At 70.0% G+C, this 19,911-nt stretch carries 20 protein-coding genes and 1 pseudogene; 20 read left to right on the top strand and 1 reads right to left on the bottom strand.

Going from position 1 to position 19,911, the window contains the following annotated elements; genetic code table 11:
• Positions 1–41 precede the first annotated feature (41 nt).
• The 5 genes and pseudogenes from dop to prcA all read left to right on the top strand — a co-directional run bounded on the left by dop (position 42) and on the right by prcA (position 3,930).
• Positions 42–1,553 (top strand): depupylase/deamidase Dop, encoded by a 1,512-nt coding sequence (gene dop, locus ACLIN4_RS07110; protein ID WP_354671089.1) that lies wholly within the window; start codon positions 42–44, stop codon positions 1,551–1,553.
• Positions 1,554–1,729: 176 nt separating this feature from the next.
• Positions 1,730–1,948 (top strand): ubiquitin-like protein Pup, encoded by a 219-nt coding sequence (locus ACLIN4_RS07105; protein WP_053128307.1) that lies wholly within the window; start codon positions 1,730–1,732, stop codon positions 1,946–1,948.
• A 153-nt stretch (positions 1,949–2,101) separates the two neighbouring features.
• Positions 2,102–2,299 (top strand): annotated as a pseudogene (locus tag ACLIN4_RS07100) (endonuclease VII domain-containing protein); the annotation flags it as partial.
• A complete protein-coding gene (gene prcB, locus ACLIN4_RS07095) occupies positions 2,251–3,096 on the top strand; it encodes a proteasome subunit beta (protein WP_100047301.1) in 846 nt (281 codons plus the stop codon). The pseudogene ACLIN4_RS07100 and the gene prcB, both read left to right, overlap by 49 nt.
• A 63-nt stretch (positions 3,097–3,159) precedes the next feature.
• On the top strand, positions 3,160–3,930 hold the full coding sequence (prcA, locus tag ACLIN4_RS07090; protein ID WP_381913603.1) for a proteasome subunit alpha: 771 nt from the start codon (positions 3,160–3,162) through the stop codon (positions 3,928–3,930).
• Positions 3,931–3,987: 57 nt separating this feature from the next.
• On the opposite strand, the gene ACLIN4_RS07085 is transcribed toward prcA, so the two are convergent.
• Complete coding sequence (locus tag ACLIN4_RS07085) at positions 3,988–5,004, bottom strand: LacI family DNA-binding transcriptional regulator (RefSeq protein WP_179342325.1); 1,017 nt, start codon at positions 5,002–5,004, stop codon at positions 3,988–3,990.
• Positions 5,005–5,109: 105 nt separating this feature from the next.
• Between ACLIN4_RS07085 and ACLIN4_RS07080 the strand changes: the two genes are divergently transcribed.
• The 15 genes from ACLIN4_RS07080 to ACLIN4_RS07010 all read left to right on the top strand — a co-directional run bounded on the left by ACLIN4_RS07080 (position 5,110) and on the right by ACLIN4_RS07010 (position 19,881).
• Entirely contained in the window at positions 5,110–6,369 is a 1,260-nt protein-coding gene (locus ACLIN4_RS07080) for an MFS transporter (protein ID WP_107476810.1), read from the top strand.
• Between the two features lie 9 nt (positions 6,370–6,378).
• A complete protein-coding gene (gene pafA / locus ACLIN4_RS07075) occupies positions 6,379–7,740 on the top strand; it encodes a Pup--protein ligase (RefSeq protein WP_043374854.1) in 1,362 nt (453 codons plus the stop codon).
• Positions 7,741–7,907: 167 nt separating this feature from the next.
• Positions 7,908–8,909 (top strand): FKBP-type peptidyl-prolyl cis-trans isomerase, encoded by a 1,002-nt coding sequence (locus ACLIN4_RS07070; protein ID WP_411576742.1) that lies wholly within the window; start codon positions 7,908–7,910, stop codon positions 8,907–8,909.
• A 61-nt stretch (positions 8,910–8,970) separates the two neighbouring features.
• Positions 8,971–9,342, top strand: coding sequence for an FKBP-type peptidyl-prolyl cis-trans isomerase (locus ACLIN4_RS07065; RefSeq protein WP_100047305.1), 372 nt, complete (start codon positions 8,971–8,973; stop codon positions 9,340–9,342).
• Between the two features lie 161 nt (positions 9,343–9,503).
• Positions 9,504–10,457: a helix-turn-helix transcriptional regulator gene (locus ACLIN4_RS07060; protein WP_107476812.1), complete on the top strand. Its 954-nt coding sequence runs from the start codon at positions 9,504–9,506 to the stop codon at positions 10,455–10,457.
• An 18-nt stretch (positions 10,458–10,475) separates the two neighbouring features.
• Positions 10,476–11,522: a helix-turn-helix transcriptional regulator gene (locus tag ACLIN4_RS07055; RefSeq protein WP_100047307.1), complete on the top strand. Its 1,047-nt coding sequence runs from the start codon at positions 10,476–10,478 to the stop codon at positions 11,520–11,522.
• A 20-nt stretch (positions 11,523–11,542) separates the two neighbouring features.
• Positions 11,543–11,812 carry a hypothetical protein gene (locus ACLIN4_RS07050; RefSeq protein ID WP_043377226.1) on the top strand — a complete coding sequence of 90 codons (270 nt, stop codon included), beginning with the start codon at positions 11,543–11,545 and terminating at the stop codon, positions 11,810–11,812.
• 10 nt (positions 11,813–11,822) lie between these two features.
• Positions 11,823–12,017 carry a hypothetical protein gene (locus ACLIN4_RS07045; protein ID WP_100047308.1) on the top strand — a complete coding sequence of 65 codons (195 nt, stop codon included), beginning with the start codon at positions 11,823–11,825 and terminating at the stop codon, positions 12,015–12,017.
• A 226-nt stretch (positions 12,018–12,243) separates the two neighbouring features.
• The gene (gene tatA / locus ACLIN4_RS07040) at positions 12,244–12,531 is read left to right on the top strand and encodes a Sec-independent protein translocase subunit TatA (protein WP_107476813.1); all 288 of its coding nucleotides are present in this window, start codon (positions 12,244–12,246) and stop codon (positions 12,529–12,531) included.
• A gap of 47 nt (positions 12,532–12,578) precedes the next feature.
• Entirely contained in the window at positions 12,579–13,529 is a 951-nt protein-coding gene (gene tatC, locus ACLIN4_RS07035) for a twin-arginine translocase subunit TatC (RefSeq protein ID WP_107476814.1), read from the top strand.
• A gap of 89 nt (positions 13,530–13,618) precedes the next feature.
• Positions 13,619–16,471 (top strand): DEAD/DEAH box helicase, encoded by a 2,853-nt coding sequence (locus tag ACLIN4_RS07030; protein WP_100047311.1) that lies wholly within the window; start codon positions 13,619–13,621, stop codon positions 16,469–16,471.
• Between the two features lie 375 nt (positions 16,472–16,846).
• Positions 16,847–18,466, top strand: a complete 1,620-nt coding sequence (locus tag ACLIN4_RS07025) for a sensor histidine kinase (protein ID WP_411575588.1) — start codon at positions 16,847–16,849, stop codon at positions 18,464–18,466.
• 26 nt (positions 18,467–18,492) lie between these two features.
• The gene (locus tag ACLIN4_RS07020; protein ID WP_370466402.1) at positions 18,493–18,870 is read left to right on the top strand and encodes a roadblock/LC7 domain-containing protein; all 378 of its coding nucleotides are present in this window, start codon (positions 18,493–18,495) and stop codon (positions 18,868–18,870) included.
• Positions 18,867–19,280, top strand: a complete 414-nt coding sequence (locus ACLIN4_RS07015; protein ID WP_411575587.1) for a DUF742 domain-containing protein — start codon at positions 18,867–18,869, stop codon at positions 19,278–19,280. Before ACLIN4_RS07020 ends, ACLIN4_RS07015 begins: the two co-directional genes overlap by 4 nt.
• Positions 19,261–19,881: a GTP-binding protein gene (locus ACLIN4_RS07010; protein ID WP_100047313.1), complete on the top strand. Its 621-nt coding sequence runs from the start codon at positions 19,261–19,263 to the stop codon at positions 19,879–19,881. Before ACLIN4_RS07015 ends, ACLIN4_RS07010 begins: the two co-directional genes overlap by 20 nt.
• The last annotated feature ends 30 nt before the right edge of the window (positions 19,882–19,911 follow it).

Genomic DNA, 19,911 nt, shown 5'->3' with positions numbered 1-19,911 from the left:
AGCGGCGCCCACCACGGGCACCGCCGGGCAAGGAGGGCCGCATGACCGTACGGCGAGTAATGGGCATCGAGACGGAGTACGGCATCTCCGTCCCCGGCCACCCCAACGCCAATGCCATGCTCACCTCATCCCAGATCGTCAACGCCTACGCGGCGGCGATGCACCGGGCCCGCCGGGCCCGCTGGGACTTCGAGGAGGAGAACCCGCTGCGGGACGCGCGAGGCTTCGACCTCGCCCGGGAGGCCGCCGACTCCAGCCAGCTCACCGACGAGGACATCGGCCTCGCCAACGTCATCCTCACCAACGGAGCACGGCTCTACGTCGACCACGCCCACCCCGAATACAGCGCTCCGGAAGTCACCAACCCGCGCGACGCCGTGCTCTGGGACAAGGCCGGCGAACGCATCATGGCCGAAGCCGCCGAGCGGGCCGCCCAGCTGCCCGGCGCCCAGCCCATCCACCTCTACAAGAACAACACCGACAACAAGGGCGCCTCCTACGGCACGCACGAGAACTACCTGATGAAGCGGGAAACCGCCTTCTCCGACATCGTGCGCCACCTGACGCCCTTCTTCGTCTCCCGCCAGGTCTTCACCGGCGCCGGCCGCGTCGGCATCGGCCAGGACGGCCACGAACACGGCTTCCAGCTCAGCCAGCGCGCCGACTACTTCGAGGTCGAGGTCGGCCTGGAGACGACGCTGAAGCGCCCCATCATCAACACCCGGGACGAACCCCACGCCGACGCCGAGAAGTACCGGCGCCTCCACGTGATCATCGGCGACGCGAACCTGTCGGAGATCTCGACCTACCTGAAACTGGGCACGACCGCCCTGGTCCTCTCCATGATCGAGGACGGCTTCATCGCCGTCGACCTCGCCGTCGACCAGCCCGTACGCACCCTCCACCAGGTCTCGCACGACCCGACGCTCAAGCGCCTGGTCACCCTCCGTAGCGGCCGCACACTCACCGCGGTCCAGCTCCAGATGGAGTACTACGAGCTGGCCCGCAAATACGTGGAGGAACGCTACGGCGCCGACGCCGACGACCAGACCAAGGACGTCCTCGGCCGCTGGGAGGACACCCTCAACCGGCTCGAGAACGACCCGATGAGCCTCGCCGGCGAACTCGACTGGGTCGCCAAGCGCGAGCTCATGGAGGGCTACCGACGCCGCGACGACCTCGACTGGGACGCCGCCCGGCTCCACCTCGTCGACCTCCAGTACGCCGACGTACGGCCCGACAAGGGCCTCTACAACCGACTGGTGGACCGCGGCCGCATCAAGCGGCTGCTGGACGAGAACGAGGTCGAGCGGGCCCGCACGAAGCCGCCGGAGGACACCCGCGCCTACTTCCGCGGACGCTGCCTGGAGCAGTACGCGGACGACGTCGCGGCGGCCTCCTGGGACTCGGTGATCTTCGATCTTCCGGGCCGGGACTCCCTCCAGCGGGTCCCAACCCTGGAACCGCTTCGCGGAACGCGTAATCACGTCAAGGAGCTGCTGGACCGTTGCCGTACCGCGGAAGACCTGGTCAGGGTCCTGACCGGCGGGTGAGCGGACGGAACGGTACACGAACGAGACCGCCGGACGGGGTGGAAACCCACCCCGTCCGGGAACCATCGAGATGGCCCCCGTTCGTTGGAGAAACGCGGGGCCGATGTCGGACCCGGCTTGTAGGGTCTGATCTTGACCGAGCAACTGTGTCGGGCGAACCGAGCGGGGTGAGGGTTATGGCGACCAAGGACACCGGCGGCGGACAGCAGAAGGCCACGCGGTCCACCGAGGAGGTCGAGGAGCAGGCGCAGGACGCGCAGGCTTCCGAGGACCTCAAGGAACGCCAGGAGAAGCTGAACGACGACGTGGACTCCGTCCTCGACGAAATCGACGACGTACTCGAGGAGAATGCCGAGGATTTCGTGCGCTCCTTCGTCCAGAAGGGTGGCCAGTAGGCCGCATTCGCCTTCGAAATGAAGGTGTGCTGTGGGGGTTCGCAGGTGCGGGAGGGGCACGTGAGAAGCGCTGCTCGCGGTGCGGAGAGGTCACACCGCGGGCGGCCTTCGCCGCAGACCGAGCCAGGGTGAAGACTCCCGAGCGGACAAGGTCTTGCGGCTCCCGCCGCGCATGTGGATCACTGCCACGAGACGGGTAGGGTCCGTGGCGTACTGTGCTTCAGCTGCAACGCAGCCCTGGGGCAGTTCAAGGATCGGCCCGATGCCATAAGGCGGGCTGCAGCTTACGTGGAAGGAATCGCGTGGAAGCCAACACTCGTAGCACCGGGCGTCTACCAGCTGCCTTCCTGACGCCTGGGTCCTCCTCCTTCATGGACTTCCTCGGCGAGCACCAGCCGGAGCTGCTCCCGGGCAACCGGCAGCTGCCCCCGGTGCAGGGTGTCGTCGAGGCGCCGCACGGGACGACGATCGTGGCGGTGACGTTCCCCGGTGGTGTGGTCCTCGCCGGTGACCGGCGGGCCACGATGGGCAACATGATCGCCCAGCGGGACATCGAGAAGGTCTTCCCGGCCGACGAGTACTCGGCGGTGGGCATCGCGGGTACGGCGGGTCTGGCCGTGGAGATGGTGAAGCTGTTCCAGCTGGAGCTGGAGCACTTCGAGAAGGTCGAGGGCGCGCAGCTGTCCCTGGAGGGCAAGGCGAACCGTCTGTCGACGATGATCCGCTCGAATCTGGGCATGGCGATGCAGGGGCTGGCCGTGGTGCCGCTGTTCGCGGGGTACGACGTGGACCGTGGCCGGGGGCGGATCTTCTCGTACGACGTGACGGGCGGGCGGTCGGAGGAGCAGAGCTACGCGACCACCGGGTCGGGGTCGATCTTCGCCCGTGGTGCGATGAAGAAGCTCTACCGGGAGGACCTGACCGAGGAGCAGGCCACGACGCTCGTGGTGCAGGCGCTGTACGACGCGGCGGACGACGACTCGGCGACCGGTGGTCCCGACGTCGCGCGCCGGATCTACCCGATCATCACTGTGATCACCGAGGACGGCTTCCGCCGGCTGAGTGAGGACGAGGCTTCGGGGCTCGCCCGTTCGGTGCTGGAGCGGCGGCTGGAGCAGCCGGACGGTCCGCGGGCCGCGTTGCTGTAGCGGGCGCGGTCGGTCGTGTTGTCAGGTGGTTCAGTGACTTCTCCAGAAAGGGACGGATAACCGGTGTCGACGCCGTTCTATGTCTCACCCCAGCAGGCGATGGCGGACCGGGCGGAGTACGCCCGCAAGGGCATCGCCCGTGGCCGCAGCCTGGTCGTGCTGCAGTACGCCGACGGCATCGTGTTCGTCGGTGAGAACCCGTCCCGTGCGCTGCACAAGTTCAGCGAGATCTACGACCGGATCGGTTTCGCGGCCGCCGGTAAGTACAACGAGTACGAGAATCTGCGGATCGGTGGTGTGCGCTACGCCGACCTGCGTGGTTACACCTATGACCGGGATGATGTGACGGCCCGCGGTCTGGCGAACGTCTATGCCCAGACGCTGGGCACGATCTTCTCCAGCCAGGCCGAGAAGCCGTACGAGGTGGAGCTGGTCGTCGCCGAGGTCGGTGACAGTGCCGACGGGGATCAGATCTACCGGTTGCCGCACGACGGTTCGATCGTGGACGAGCACGGTTCGGTCGCGGTCGGGGGCAACGCCGAGCAGATCAGCGGGTACCTGGATCAGCGGCACCGTGACGACATGACGCTGGCCGAGGCGCTGAAGCTGGCGGTGCAGGCGTTGTCGCGGGACACGAACGGCAGTGAGCGGGAGATTCCGGCGGAGCGGCTGGAGGTCGCGGTGCTGGATCGTACGCGGCCGCAGAAGCGGAAGTTCAAGCGGATCGTGGGGGCTCAGCTGTCGCGGCTGCTGGCTTCTGGTGCCGGTGCCGGAGCTGCCGAAGACCTGTCTCTGCCGGACGAGGACGAGGGCGGGGACAAGGGCGAGGAGTAGCGGGCGGCCGCTGCGCGAGAGCCTTGGAGCGGCGTCGGGCCTTGTGCCCGGCGCCGTTCAGTCTTGCGGTGGCGGTGCCGTGGAGCCTCGTACGACCAGGTGTACCGGGATGTCGCCCTCCTGGGGCGTCCGTCCTTCCATGACCGCCAGCAGGGCGTGCATCCCGCGTTCGCCGAATAGTTCCGCGTCGAGGCGCACGGTGGTCAGCTCGGGGTCGATGGCGGTGGCGAGGCCGAGGTCGTCGAGGCCGGTGACGGACAGGTCGTCGGGGATGCGGAGCCCGGCGCGGCGGGCTGCTTTGTAGGCGCCTGCCGCCAGTTTGTCGTCGTCGCAGACGAGTGCCGTGGGTCGGGGTCCGGGGGCCGCGAGGGCGGTCTCCGTGGCGGCCCGGGCGCCTTCGATGGAGATGGGGGCGTGGGCCGTGCGCAGGGTGGTGCCGGGGGTGTCGGCGAGGCGTGCGGCCAGTTCGCGGGCGCGGATGTCGAAGGTCCAGGACGGGACGTCGGCGGCGAGGTGGAGGAAGCGGCGGTGGCCGAGGGTGAGCAGGTGTTCCGCGACCTGGCGGATGCCGTCAGTGATGTCGAGGTTGACCGTGGCGGCGCCCAGGCTGCCTTCCGGGTCGCTGTCGAGCATGACGAGGGGGAGTTGGTCGCCGCGGATGGCGGTGAGTGCGTCGGCGGCCATGGAGGAGGCGATCACGCCGTCGAGGGCGGCTTGGGCGGAGGCGAAGGGGTCTCTGGCGGGGCCGACGCCTTCGGGGGAGGGGTAGAGGACTACTCCGAAGCCGTGTTCGGCGGCGACGCGTGCGGCGCCGGTGTAGACCTCCGCGAAGAACTCGGTGGTGAGTGCGGGGACGACCAGGAGGACGGTGCGGGTGCGGCCGAGGCGGAGGTTGCGGGCGGCGAGGTTGGGCCGGTAGCCGAGCCGGTGGGCTGCGTCGCGGACCCGTTGGGCGGTGGGTTCCGAGACGCGGCCGCGCCATTTGTCGCCGAGGACGAGGGAGACGGCGGCCTGGGAGACGCCGGCGGCTTGGGCGACGTCCCGGCTTGTGGGGCGGGTGCTGCCTCGTGCCACCGTTCGCCTGCGCTTTCGTCTGGACTCGTGAACAGCCGCCATGGTACGTATGACGGGACACGTTATACGTAAAACTTCGCGGGGTCCGTTCGGAAGGGGCTGGTCGTGGTCGCCGGGTACCTGGACATTCTTCGGGCGCGGCACGCCGTCCGGCTGCTCGCCGGGACGCTCGTGGGGCGGCTGCCGAACGCGACGGCGGCGATCGCGATCGTGCTGTTCGTGCGGGCGGAGGGCGGTTCGTACAGCCTCGCGGGTGCGCTTGCCGCGGTGTACGGCGTCGCCAACGCCGTGGGCCAGCCCGTGCTGGGGCGGCTCGTGGACCTGTACGGGCAGCCGCGGGTGCAGTTGCCGGCCGCGGTGCTGTCCGCGCTGGCCATGGGCGGCTTCGCGTTCGCCGGGACCGGTCAGGTCGCCGTCGCGTACCTCGCCGTGGGTGCCGCGGGGCTGTTCACGCCGCCGTTGGAGGGCGGTCTGCGCGCGCTGTGGCCCAGCGTCCTGCGCAAGGAGGACCAGGTGCACACGGCGTACGCGATGGACGCGGTGGCGCAGGAGGTCATGTTCACCGTCGGCCCGCTGCTCGTGACGGTGTGCGTGTCGCTGTGGTCGCCGCAGGTGGCGCTGCTGGTGCTGAACGTGGTGGGCGTCCTCGGGGCGCTGTCCGTGGTGGCGTCGCCCCCTTCGCGTGCGTGGCGGTCGGCGCCGCGCGAGGCGCACTGGCTGGGTGCGCTGCGTTCGTCGGGGCTGCTGGCGTTGCTGGGTGCTTTCCTGTTCATCGGGATGGCGCTCGGTTCCATCACGGTCGCCTCCGTGCCGTATGCCGACGAGCACGGTGGCGACGCCGTGTACGGCTGGCTGATGGCGGCCCTGGGGCTCGGTGCGCTGATCGGGGGAGCGGTGTACGGGGCCCGGCAGTGGTCGGGTGACCCGGCGCGGCGGCTGCGGCTGCTGGTGGGTCTGCTGGCGGTGTGCTACCTGCCGTTGACGCTGACGCCGGGCGTGGTGGCCATGGTGCTGCTCACCGTGGTCGCGGGTGTCTTTCTGGCGCCGTGCATCGCCTGTGCGTTCGTCCTCGTCGACCTGCACGCGCCGCGGGGCACGGTGACGGAGGCGTTCTCGTGGCTGGTGACGACCTTCACGGTGGGCGCCTCGGTGGGGACGGGCCTGGCGGGGCCGGTCGTGGAGCACGGCGGGGCGCTGTGGGGGTTCGCCGTGCCCGCCGCGGCCGGCGGCGTGTCGCTGCTCGTCCTCCTGTGCACCGGACGGGTCCTCGCAGCTCCCGCGCGGCGGGCGGTGGTTGCGGCTTCATCGGAAAATGATCCGAACCGTGCCGTCGAACCCCGTTTCAGTTCGGGTCATCAGGCGTAATGTTCAGTCATGGACCGCCGCATTTTCGGGCTGGAGAACGAGTACGGCGTCACGTGCACGTTCAGGGGACAGCGCCGCCTGTCGCCTGACGAGGTGGCGCGGTACCTCTTCCGCCGTGTCGTGTCATGGGGCCGCAGCAGCAATGTCTTTCTGCGCAACGGGGCCCGCCTCTATCTCGACGTGGGATCGCATCCGGAATACGCCACACCCGAATGTGACAACGTGATCGAACTCGTCACCCACGACAAGGCGGGCGAGCGCATTCTCGAAGGACTCCTGGTGGACGCCGAACGACGCCTGCACGAGGAGGGAATCGCGGGCGACGTCTACCTCTTCAAGAACAACACCGACTCCGCGGGCAACTCCTACGGCTGTCACGAGAATTACCTCGTGGCCCGGCACGGGGAGTTCTCGCGGCTCGCGGACATCCTCATCCCGTTCCTGGTGACGAGGCAGTTGCTGTGCGGTGCGGGCAAGGTGCTGCAGACGCCGCGGGGCGCCGTGTACTGCGTCAGTCAGCGGGCCGAGCACATCTGGGAGGGCGTCTCCTCGGCGACGACCCGTTCCCGGCCCATCATCAACACGCGCGACGAGCCGCACGCGGACGCCGAGCGGTACCGGCGTCTGCACGTCATCGTGGGCGACTCGAACATGTCCGAGACGACGATGCTGCTCAAGGTCGGTGCCACCGACCTGGTGCTGCGGATGATCGAGGCGGGCACCGTGATGCGTGACCTCACGCTGGAGAACCCGATCCGGGCGATCCGTGAGGTCAGCCATGACATCACCGGGCGGCGGAAGGTGCGCCTGGCGAGCGGCCGGGAGGCTTCCGCGCTGGAGGTGCAGCGGGAGTACTACGAGAAGGCCGTGGACTTCTGCGAGCGTCGCGGTATCCGCACCGGCACCGTCGAGCGCGTGCTGGAGCTGTGGGGCCGGACGCTGGACGCGATCGAGACCGAGGACCTCGACCGCATCGACACCGAGATCGACTGGGTCATGAAGTACAAGCTGCTCGAGCGGTACCGGGCCAAGCACAACATGACCATGTCGCATCCGCGGGTCGCGCAGATAGACCTCGCGTACCACGACATCCACCGCCGTCGTGGTCTCTACTACCTGCTGGAGAAGAAGGGGCAGGCCGCCCGGGTCGCCAACGACCTGAAGATCTTCGAGGGCAAGTCCGTGCCGCCGCAGACCACTCGGGCCCGGCTGCGCGGTGACTTCATCCGGCGTGCTCAGGAGCAGCGTCGGGACTTCACCGTCGACTGGGTCCATCTCAAGCTCAACGACCAGGCGCAGCGCACCGTGTTGTGCAAGGACCCGTTCCGTTCGGTGGACGACCGGGTGGAGAAGCTGATCGCCGGGATGTGAGCCGGGCGGGCCGGGCGAAAGGGTGAGACGCCCGTTTCCCTCGTGAAGGGGCGGAACGTCACAGGGGCACCGTACGTTAGCCGTACGGTGCCCTTCTCACGCCGTAGAGTTGCGCGCACGCCGTCCATGACATGAACACCGATCGATACCGATACGAGGCCCCCACCGTGCGCCGACGCTCCCTCCTCATCGCCGTTCCCGCCGGACTGGTCACGCTCGCCGCCTGCGGCGACGAAGACTCCGGCTCGAGCAACGCCGGCGACAGCGCGACGCCCGAGGCGTCGGCCACCTCGGCGGCTCCGGCTCCGAAGATCGTCGACGGTCCGCTGCCGGCGATCACCGCGGGGACGAAGTTCGGTGAGAAGCCGACCGTCGCCAAGGGCAGCGGGGAGCCCTCCAAGGACCTCGCGGTGAAGACGGTCATCGCCGGCGGCGGCAAGGCCGTCGCGGAGAACGACTTCGTGTCGGCGGACTACCTGGGCCAGGTCTGGCAGAGCGCGAAGGTCTTCGACAACTCCTACGACCGCAAGACGCCTCTGATCATCCAGCTCTCCAAGGGCAGCATCATCGACGGCTGGCGGTACGCGCTCACCGGCAAGAAGACCGGCAGCCGCGTCCAGTTCTCCGTGCCGCCCACCTGGGGGTACGGGGAGCAGGGCAACGAGCAGGCGGGCATCAAGGGCGACGACACGCTGGTCTTCGTGGTCGACGTGCAGGACACCTTCAACGCCAAGAGCTCGGCCAAGGGCAAGAAGGTCCCCCAGGACGACGCCGCGCTGCCCGAGGTCGGCACCGATACCGACGGCAAGGCCCCCTCCATCGAGGTGCCGAAGGCCGACGCGCCGAAGAAGCTCGTCGCCGAGTACGTGCTGGAGGGCGACGGCGCGGAGGTCGGCGCCCAGGACACCGTGCTCGTGCAGTACAAGGGCGTGGTCTGGGACGGCGGCAAGGAGTTCGACTCGACGTACGGCAGGAAGCAGCTGACGTCGTTCTCGCTCCAGCAGGTCGTCAAGGGCTGGGCGCAGGGGCTGACCGGCAAGAAGGTCGGCAGCCGCGTCCTCATCGTCATCCCGCCGGACCTGGGGTACGGAGACAACCCGCCGCAGGGCAGCGGCATCGAGAAGGACTCCACGCTGGTGTTCTCCGTGGACATCCTCGCGAAGATGTGACGCCCCGGAGATGTAAGACTTGGGGACGTTGCCTTTCCGCAGACAAGCAGGAGCTGAACACGTGAGCATCGACAAGCCCGAGGTCGACTTCCCGGGCGGCGAGCCCCCGGCGGACCTCGAGATCAAGGACATCTGGGAGGGCGACGGCCCGGTTGCCGAGGCCGGTCAGACCGTGACCGTCCACTACGTGGGCGTGACCTTCAGCACGGGCGAGGAGTTCGACGCCAGCTGGAACCGCGGTACGCCGTTCCGCTTCCCGCTCGGTGGCGGCCGCGTCATCGCGGGCTGGGACCAGGGCGTGCAGGGCATGAAGGTCGGTGGCCGTCGTCAGCTGACCATCCCGCCCCACCTCGCCTACGGCGACCAGAGCCCGACCCCGGCGATCCCGCCCGGCTCGACGCTGATCTTCGTGGTCGATCTGCTCGGAGTCTGACCGGAGTCCGAAGTCCGACGTCCGATCGAAGTCCGAGGGACAGCGATCAGAGCCGGTCACCTGGGGTCCATGCCTGTCCGGGCATGGGCCCTCGGCTTTTGCCGGGCCACCGCGGGGCGGTACGGTCATCCGTCGTAAGCACCATAGGGAGAAGGGCGTCGATGGCCATTGCCAAGGCCGAGCGGCTGATGAACCTGGCGCTGTGCCTGCTGGGGACGCGGCGGCCACTGAGCAAGCGTGAGCTGCGCCAGTCCATTGAGGCCTACCTGGAGGCGGGCTCCGACGACTCCTTCAACCGGATGTTCGAGCGGGACAAGGACGACCTGCGGGAGCTCGGGCTGGTCATCGAGACCGTCGAGAGCCTCGAGGGCGAGGTGGGCTATCTGGCCCGCCGCGACAGCAACCGCCTGCCGCCGATCACCCTGGACGCCGAGGAGGCCGCCGCGCTGGGGCTCGCCGCCAAGGTGTGGCAGCAGGCCCGGCTGGCCGGTGCCGCCAGCGGCGCCCTCCAGAAGCTGCGGGCGGCCGGGCTGCCCGAGGACGTCGACCCGTACGAGGCGCACAGCGCGCTGGAGCCCCGTATCCCGGTGCACGAGGCGGCCTTCGAGCCGCTGATGCTGGCCTGCCGCGACCGCCGTCCGGTCGTCTTCGACTACCGCAAGGCCAACGCCGCCCAGCCGGAGCCCCGGCATGTGGAGCCGTGGGCGCTGGAGTGCTGGCGCGGCCACTGGTACCTGGCCGGGTTCGACCGCGACCGCGGTGCGGAGCGGGTGTTCCGGCTGTCGCGGATCACCGGCAGGGTGCGTTCGCGCGGCGCGCGGTTCACCGCGCCCGTGCCCGACGTCGTCACCGTCCGCGAGACGGTCGCGAGCTGGGCGGGGGAGACCGCCGACCGTTCCGCGCTGATCCGGCTGCGCACGGGCGCCGGCTACCCCCTTCGGGCGAAGGCCACCGCGGTGCGGGAACTGGGTGACGGCTGGGACGAGTTGGAGATTCCGTACGGGCACGGCCTGGACGCCTGGCTGGTGGAGTTCGGGCCGGACGTGGTGGTGCTGGAGCCGGCGGAGTTGCGCGCGGACGTGGTGGACCGGCTGCGTGCCGTGGCCAAGGGCTGAGGGGGAGCGGACAACACTGTGGCAGGCAAACCGGTCAGGCCCGTGAACGCCATCGACCAGACCCGACGGATGCTGTCCCTGGTGACGTATCTGCGTGAGCGTCCCGGCGCCCGCGTCGAGGACGTGGCGCGCGCCTTCGGCATCACCGAGGACGAGCTGGTCTCCGACCTCGACGTGCTGCCCATGTGCGGCACCAGCTTCCGCGGCGGCGATCTGCTCGACATCGACACCGACGGCGAGCGCATCTGGTGGCACAATCCGGCCGCCCTCGGCGCGGACGCCGCCGAGCCGCTGAGGCTGGCCGCCGACGAGGCGACCGCGCTGCTGGTGGCCGCCCGGGCGGTAGCGACTCTGCCCGGCCTGCGGGAGAGCGACCGGCAGGCGCTGCTGCGGGCGACGGCCAAGGTGGAGACCTCGGCCGGCGAGGCCGCGGGCGCCAGTTCCCGCCTGTCCGTCACCTTCGAGTCCGAGGGCGGCGTCTTCGCCGACGTCGACCGGGCGATCTCCGAGCGCCGCCGGCTGTGGATCCGCTACTACTCACCTGCCCGCGACGAGGTCACCGAGCGGGAGATCGACCCCATCCGGCTGGTCAGCGTGGGCCACACCTACGTCGAGGCATGGTGTCGCCGCTCCGAGGCGCGGCGCACCTTCCGGCTCGACCGGGTCGCCGAGATCCGCATCCTGGACGAGCCGTCCGCGCCGCCCGAGGTGGAGCTGCGGGACCTGTCGGAGGGGCTGGTGCAGCCGGCCGCCGAGGACCCCGAGGTCGTCGTCGAGGTCGGTCCCGGCGGACGCTGGGTGGCCGAGTACTACCCGCACGACAGCGCCGATGAACTCCCCGACGGCGGCCTGCGCATCACGCTGCGCACCCCCGACCCGGCCTCCCTGCGGCGGCTGGCGCTGCGGCTGGGGCGCGACGGCCGGATCGTCTCCCCGCCCGAGCTCGCCGACAGCGCACGGCAGGCGGCCCGCGAGGCGCTGGCGGCGTACGACGGGATCGAGGCGGTCGGGGCGCCGCGCGGGCCGGGCGAGGGGCAGCACGACAGGCAGGAGCGAGGACTGTGAGCGAGTCCGTGGGGCCGGGGATGCCGGGCATGACGGCGGCGACCGCGTTCGCCGGCATGAGACGCGTCTCGCCGGTCGTGTTCAAGGCCGGCTGCCCGGACTGCCGCGGCCGGTTCGAACTCGCCGCGAGCGCCCTGCGCCTGGCCATCGGCGCCACGAGCCGCACCACGTTCTACTCGTTCACGTGCCCCGAGTGCGGCTCCGCCGTCCGCAAGCCGGCGGGGGAGCGGGTCGTGGAGCTGCTCACCGGCGGCGGGGTCAGGACCCTGCGGCTGCACTCCACCGTCTAGGGTCGGCGTCATGTTCTGGCCGATGTTCGCCGTTGCCGTGGGTTTTCTTGGTCTCGCCGTCCTCGCGGTGCTCGCCGTGAAGGTGTTCGTGGAGGCGCAGCGTCTGGGGAGGCAGGTGACGGACTCGGCTCGGCGGATCGGCCGGGCCGCGGAGGACCTGGAACGGGCCACCGAGAGCGCCGCCCGCGCTGTGGACGCGCTGTGAGTCGCGAATCGGGGCACTTCGCCCTGTCACCTCGCAGAGGGCGCCAGGTACGCTGCTGGTCGCGGTCCGGAAAACGAGGCCCGGCCGCGGACGGGAGTATGCACAGGGATTGCCTCACGTTCACCCCTGAGCGTTACGATCGCTGCACAAGACGATCGATCGGGCACATGTCCGACCGGTCGGACAGCACCCCCACCCAGCCGCCTCGGTGAGAAGGTAAAGACTTATGTTCGGAAGGCTCGGCGCCCCCGAGATCATTCTCATCCTCGTCGTCATCATCCTGCTGTTCGGCGCGAAGAAGCTTCCGGACATGGCGCGCTCGCTGGGCAAGTCCGCCCGCATCCTGAAGAGCGAGGCCAAGGCGATGAAGAGCGAGAGCAAGTCCGACGACTCCGCTCCCGCCGACCCGCCGAACCCCGAGCAGACCGCGGCGAAGCGCACTATTCAGGCCGCCCCCGGCGACGTGACCAGCTCCCGGCCGGTCACCGAGCCGACGGACACGACCAAGCGCTGACGCAGGGCCGGTGACCTCCGGCCCGCCGCACGAGATGGGAACGTGGGTTGCTGAAGTCTGCCCGCAACAAGGAGAGGGACCCCGAAGGGCGGATGCCCCTCGCGGAGCACCTTCGTGAGCTCCGCAACCGGCTCGCGAAGGCGCTGCTGGCCATCGTCGTCGTCACCGTGGCCGCCGCCTTCTTCTACCAGGAGATCATCAACGTCCTCACCGAGCCGATCCTCGAGTCGATCGGCTGTGAGAAGTCGTTCGCGGAGCTGGCCCAGTCGCAGGCCGGCGCGGAGCCGTGTGCGCAGATCACCATCAACGGTCTGCTCGGCCCCTTCACCCTGGCTCTGAAGGTGTCCCTGACGGCCGGCATCGTGCTGGCCTCTCCGGTCTGGCTCTACCAGCTGTGGGCGTTCGTCGCCCCGGGCCTGCACAAGAGCGAGAAGAAGTACGCCTACGCGTTCGTCGGCACCGGCGCCCCGCTCTTCCTCGTCGGCGCCTACTTCGCCTACGCGGTGCTGCCGACCTCGGCGAAGGTGCTGATCGAGTTCACGCCGAGCGACGTCGACAACCTGCTGCCGCTGGACGAGCTGCTCGACCTCGTCACACGCATGGTCGTCGTCTTCGGCCTCTCCTTCGAGCTGCCCCTGCTGCTGGTCATGCTCAACCTCACCGGAGTGCTGACCGGCAAGCGGATGCTCGGCTGGTGGCGCGCCATGATCATGGGCATCACTCTCTTCGCGGCCATCGCCACGCCGAGCACCGACCCCCTGACGATGGTCATGCTGGCGGGACCGATCTGGGTGCTGTACTTCGCCGCGGTCACCATCTCCCTGCTGAACGACCGTCGCCGGGCCCGTCGCGAGGCCCTGGAGCCCGACGACGACGAGGCGTCCGAGCTGGACCTCACCCCCGACGACATCGGCGAGATCGAACCGGTGACGACCGCCCGCGCCCTGCCCGAGCAGGCCACGAAGGACCGGGTCAACGGCTACGACGACGTGACCTGAGGCACACCGGGGCGGTGGCGACGCGGGTCGCCGCCCCGCCGGAGCGCTCACGCAGCCTCCATGGAGCCCCCACGGGGCCGATCCGGATAATGATCGTCCTGTTGTCAGTGCGGCCCGGTACGCTCGAAAGCACGATGACAGAGGATCTCTCTCCGGCCGAGCGGTATGCGGCAGCGCGGCGACGCGCTGTCGAGCAGGCCACCGCGCTCGCTTCGTTCCGCGAGATGTACGACTTCGGCCTCGACCCCTTCCAGATCGAGGCCTGCCAGGCACTCGAGACCGGCAAGGGCGTGCTGGTCGCCGCGCCCACCGGCTCCGGCAAGACGATCGTCGGCGAGTTCGCCGTCCACCTCGCCCTCGAGCAGGGCAAGAAGTGCTTCTACACGACCCCCATCAAGGCGCTGTCGAACCAGAAGTACGCCGACCTGTGCCGCCGCTACGGCACGGACAAGGTGGGCCTGCTCACCGGCGACAACAGCGTGAACTCCGACGCCCCGGTCGTCGTGATGACCACCGAGGTCCTGCGGAACATGCTGTACGCGGGCTCGCAGACCCTCCTCGGTCTCGGGTACGTGGTCATGGACGAGGTGCACTACCTCTCCGACCGCTTCCGCGGCGCCGTCTGGGAGGAAGTGATCATCCACCTCCCCGAGTCCGTGACCTTGGTGTCGCTCTCGGCCACCGTGTCGAACGCGGAGGAGTTCGGCGACTGGCTGGACACCGTGCGCGGCGACACCCAGGTGATCGTCTCCGAGCACCGGCCCGTGCCGCTGTTCCAGCACGTGCTGGCCGGACGCCGGATGTACGACCTGTTCGAGGAGGGAGAGGGGCACAAGAAGGCCGTCAACCCCGACCTCATGCGCATGGCGCGCCTGGAGGCCAGCCGCCCCTCCTACCAGGACCGGCGGCGCGGCCGGCACATGCGCGAGGCCGACCGCGAGCGGGAGCGCAGGCAGCGCTCGCGCATGTGGACGCCCGGCCGGCCCGAGGTCATAGAGCGGCTCGACGCCGAGGGGCTGCTGCCCGCGATCACCTTCATCTTCAGCCGGGCCGCGTGCGAGGCCGCCGTGCAGCAGTGTCTGTACGCCGGGCTCCGGCTCAACGACGAGGAGGCGCGGCACAGGGTCCGCGCCCTCGTCGAGGAGCGCACCTCCTCCATCCCCACCGAGGACCTGCACGTCCTGGGCTACTACGAGTGGCTGGAGGGTCTGGAGCGGGGCATCGCCGCCCACCACGCGGGCATGCTGCCGACCTTCAAGGAGGTCGTCGAGGAGCTGTTCGTCCGCGGTCTGGTCAAGGCCGTCTTCGCGACCGAGACCCTCGCCCTCGGCATCAACATGCCCGCCCGCTCGGTGGTGCTGGAGAAGCTCGTCAAGTGGAACGGCGAGCAGCACGCCGACATCACCCCGGGCGAGTACACCCAGCTCACCGGCCGGGCGGGACGGCGCGGCATCGACGTGGAGGGCCACGCCGTCGTGCTGTGGCAGCGCGGCATGAACCCCGAGCACCTCGCGGGACTGGCCGGCACGCGCACGTACCCGCTGCGCTCCAGCTTCAGGCCGTCGTACAACATGGCGGTCAACCTGGTCGAGCAGTTCGGCCGGCACCGTTCGCGGGAGCTGCTGGAGACGTCCTTCGCGCAGTTCCAGGCGGACAAGTCGGTCGTCGGCATCTCCCGGCAGGTGCAGCGCAACGAGGAGGGACTGGAGGGCTACAAGGCCTCCATGACCTGCCACCTCGGGGACTTCGAGGAGTACGCGCGGCTGCGCCGCGAGCTGAAGGACCGCGAGAACGAGCTGGCCCGGCAGGGCGTCAACCAGCGGCGCGCCGAGGCGGCCGTGGCGCTGGAGAAGCTGAAGCCGGGTGACGTCATCCACGTGCCGACGGGCAAGTACGCGGGTCTCGCGCTGGTGCTGGACCCGGGCCTGCCCGCCGGGCGGTCCAACGGCCACCGCGGCTTCGAGCACCACGACGGGCCCCGCCCGCTGGTGCTGACCGCCGAGCGCCAGGTCAAGCGGCTGGCGTCGATGGACTTCCCGGTGCCGGTCGAGGCGCTGGAGCGGATGCGCATCCCGAAGTCCTTCAACCCGCGCTCGCCCCAGTCCCGCCGCGACCTCGCCTCCGCGCTGCGGACCAAGGCCGGGCACATCCCGCCGGAGCGGGCCCGCAAGAAGCGCTCCCAGGCCGCCGACGACCGGGAGGTCGCCCGGCTGCGCAAGGCCATCCGCGCCCACCCCTGCCACGGCTGCGACGACCGCGAGGACCACGCCCGCTGGGCCGAGCGCTACCACCGGCTGCTGCGCGACACCTCGCAGCTGGAGCGCCGTATCGAGGGCCGGACGAACACCATCGCCCGCACCTTCGACCGGATCGTGGCGCTGCTGACCGAGATGGACTACCTGCGCGGCGACGAGGTCACCGAGCACGGCAAGCGCCTCGCGCGGCTCTACGGCGAGCTGGACCTGCTCGCCAGCGAGTGCCTGCGCGAGGGCGTCTGGGAGGGCCTGTCCCCGGCCGAGCTCGCCGCGTGCGTCTCGGCGCTGGTCTACGAATCCCGGGTCGCCGACGACGCGATGGCCCCGAAGGTGCCCTCGGGCAAGGCCAAGGCCGCCCTCGGCGAGACCGTCCGCATCTGGGGCCGGCTCGACGCGCTGGAGGAGGAGTTCCGGATCAGCCAGACCGAGGGCGTCGGCCAGCGGGAGCCGGACCTGGGCTTCGCCTGGGCCGCGTACATGTGGGCGTCCGGCAAGGGCCTGGACGAGGTGCTGCGCGAGGCGGAGATGCCCGCGGGTGACTTCGTGCGCTGGTGCAAGCAGGTCATCGACGTCCTCGGCCAGATCGCGGCCGCCGCCCCCGGCGAGGGGTCGACGGTCCCGAAGAACGCGCGCAAGGCGGTCGACGGGCTGCTGCGCGGGGTGGTCGCCTACTCGTCGGTGGGCTAGTCACCGTCGCTTCCGGAGGCCCGGCGGTTCCACCGCCGGGCCTCCGCGCATAGCGGCGCCGCCGGACGCACGCACGCCTCTCTTTCCCTCATCACGGTGAGTGATTTTCGTATGGTCATTGACCATCACGCCGTGTGTTCGAATGATCTCTCACCGTGCAAATGGGTCCGAGGCTACTCCAGTCCCCACGCCCGTTTCAGGTGCTTGCTGAATATGACACGGCGATGATCCGCTCGGACTAAGCTCGCCCGCAGCGCACCGAGTTGGGGTGAAATCGCGCGCTTGTTCCCAATGGCGCCGAAGATCCCGACAACTCCCAGAGATACCCCGCTGCAAGCTTCCCCATCCCCGCCGATTCGTTTTCAGAGGGCCTACATGGTGAGTGTTGATTCCCCTCCAGGGCGCCGCGAACTTCCCTACGCGCGCACGCTGTTGCTGCCGGCCATACTGATGGCCGCGGCCACCGGGGCCGCCGTCGCCCTCGTGACGGAACCGGCCCGGCTCGCCGTCGGCCTGTGCGGCGCCCTCGCCACGCTGCTGGTGGTCCTCGCGGGCGTCGAAGTGGTGCGCCGCGGCCGTGCGATGCGGGTGATGCGCGAGGAGCACGCCCGTCACAACGCGTACTTGGAACGCCGGGCCGCGAGCCACTACGACGAGATGGTCCGGCTGGGGAGCGAAGTCATCCCCAACGTACTGGACTTCATGCGTTCGGGCAGCACCCCCCATGAGGTGATGCGCCGCCTCGGCGAGGTCGACCCCACCTACACCGAACTCGGCGAGCCCCAGCGCAAGCTGATCCGCATGGTGTGCGACATCGTCGACCACCAGGACTCCATGCGCGAGTCCGCCGAGCGTTCCTTCGTCGACATCGCCCGCCGGGTCCAGGCGATCGTCCACCAGCAGAACAAGGAACTCCGCGAGATGGAGGAGGACCACGGGCGCAACCCCGAGGTCTTCGACGACCTGCTGCGCATCGACCACGGCACCGCGCTGATCGGCCGCCTCGCCGACTCGATCTCCGTCATCGGCGGCGGCCGGCCCGGCCGCCAGTGGCCCGAACCGGTCGCCCTCTACAGCGTGCTGCGCGGCGCCATGTCCCGGATCCTGCAGTACGGCCGGATCAACCTCGCCTCCATCGCCAAGGTCAACATCAAGGGCACCGCGGTCGAGCCGGTCATCCACGCCGCCGCCGAACTCCTCGACAACGCCACCCGCTACTCGCCGCCCGGCGCCAAGGTGCACGTCACCGCGACCGAGGTGCAGAGCGGCGTCTGCATCGAGATCGAGGACGCGGGCGTCAGCCTCAGCGAGGAGTCCCGGGCCCGCATCGAGGGACTGCTGGAGGACGCCAAGCGCGGCACCGACGTACAGGACCTCGCCCAGCACCCGCGCCTGGGCCTGTCCGTCGTCGGCCGGCTGTGCACGCAGTTCGGCATGGACGTCTCGCTGCGCGCCTCCGCGTACGGCGGCGTCCGGGCCATCCTCATCGTGCCCAGCAAGATGATGACCACCGAGCCCGGCGTCGGCCTCGCCCACGGCATCGGCGCCACCTCCATCCCCACCCCCGGCCCGGACGCCCTCCCCGGCCCCGAGCGCCGGCCCAAGAAGCGCCGCCCCACCAGCCCCCGCATCCCGGCGGGCGTCCTGCTGGAGGACGACGTCCCGGAGGTCACCGAGTGGACGGCGGGCGGACTTCCGCAGCGCCGCAGCCGGGTCAAGATGCCGCTCAGCCAGCGCCTCGCCGAACAGGCCAAGTGGGAGCGCGAGGACGCCGAGCGCGAGGCCCGCCTGGTCGCCGAGCGGGCCCGCAACGGATTCCCGGCGCCCGCCCCGGAACCCGAACCCGAGAAGACCGAGGAACTCCCGCCGGGGCACTGGATCGGCGCCTTCTGGGAGGGCCTCAAGCAGCACCCGGGCATCACCCAGGCCCACCAGCAGTCCAGCAGCAGTGAGCCGGCCCACGCCCCGGCCGACGACGAGGGGAACCTCAAGTGATCGAGCAGCAAGGCAAGTTCGACTGGATGCTCAAGGATCTCTACGACGGGGTCCCGGGCATCGAGATGATCGTGGTGCTGTCCGCCGACGGCCTGCGCATCGCCCGCTACTCCGGTGATCCGGACGCCGCCGACCGGGTCGCCGCCGCCTGCGCGGGCCTGCAGAGCCTCGCGGGTGCGGTCGCCCAGGAGATCCCGACCAGCGACGGCGACATGAAGATGGTCCTGATCGAGATGAACGGCGGCTACTTCTACCTGATGGCCGCCGGCCCCAACGCCTACCTCGCGGTCCTCTCCGACGTCCGCTGCGAGCCCGGCCGGATGGGGCTCAGCATGGCTGACCTGGTCGCCCGGATCGGACCGCACCTGACCAGTCCCGCCAGGCGCAACGGGCAGACCGTATGACGCCTCCCCAGCGCCAGCGGCGATCCCCCGGGCAGGGGAACCCGGCCCCGTTACCCGCCTCCGGCACGGCCAAGGAAGGCGAGAACCGCAACCCCGAGCGGCTGTTCGTCATCGGCGGGGAAGGAGCCGGCGATCGCGCCGACATCGACCTGGTGACGCTGATCGTGGCCCGCACCGAGCCGCCGGTGTCCGCCACGCCGGAAGAGGCGGCCCTGCTGCGGCTGTGCGTGGCGCCCCTGTCCGCGGCCGAGCTGTCGGCCTACCTGAGCCTGCCGTTCAGCGTGGTGACCGTGCTGCTCACCGACCTGCTGGTGAGGGAACTGGTGCAGGCCCGCGCCCCGATCGTCCGCAAGACGGTCGCCGACCGAAACCTCCTCGAAGCGGTGATGCATGGACTTCAAAAACTCTGACACGATCCCGGGCCCGCGCACCGAGGACCGGCTGCCGCACACGGCCGAGGCCGCCGTGAAGATCGTCATCGTGGGCGGCTTCGGGGTCGGCAAGACCACCATGGTCGGTTCGGTCAGCGAGATCAGGCCGCTGACCACCGAGGAGACGATGACCCAGGCCGGCATCGGGGTCGACGACAACTACGGCTCCGCCTCCAAGACCGCCACCACGGTGGCCATGGACTTCGGCCGCATCAGCATCACCGACGAACTGGTCCTCTACCTCTTCGGCACGCCCGGTCAGGAACGGTTCTGGTTCCTGTGGAACGGGCTGTTCGAGGGCGCCCTCGGCGCGGTCGTCCTCGTCGACACCCGCCGCCTCGAGGTCAGCTTCGACGTCATGGGACGGCTGGAGGAGCGCGGCGTGCCCTTCGTCGTCGCCGTCAACTCCTTCCCCGACGCACCCCGTTACCCCATGGCGGAGCTCCGGACCGCGCTCGACCTGCCCGAGGAGATCCCCATCCTCGACTGCGACGTACGGCGCCGCGCCTCCAGCCGGGACGTCCTGCTGACCCTGATGCGCTTCCTGCACTCCCTCGCCTTGAAGGGCGCGCTCACCTGACCCGGCGAGGCCCGCCGACCCTCCTGACCC

Origin of the sequence: Streptomyces mutabilis, assembly GCF_046628145.1 — a bacterium.
GTDB lineage: Bacteria > Actinomycetota > Actinomycetes > Streptomycetales > Streptomycetaceae > Streptomyces > Streptomyces mutabilis.
The sequence above is the reverse complement of the archived record's forward strand: the minus strand, read 5'-3'. Positions and strand labels throughout refer to the sequence as shown.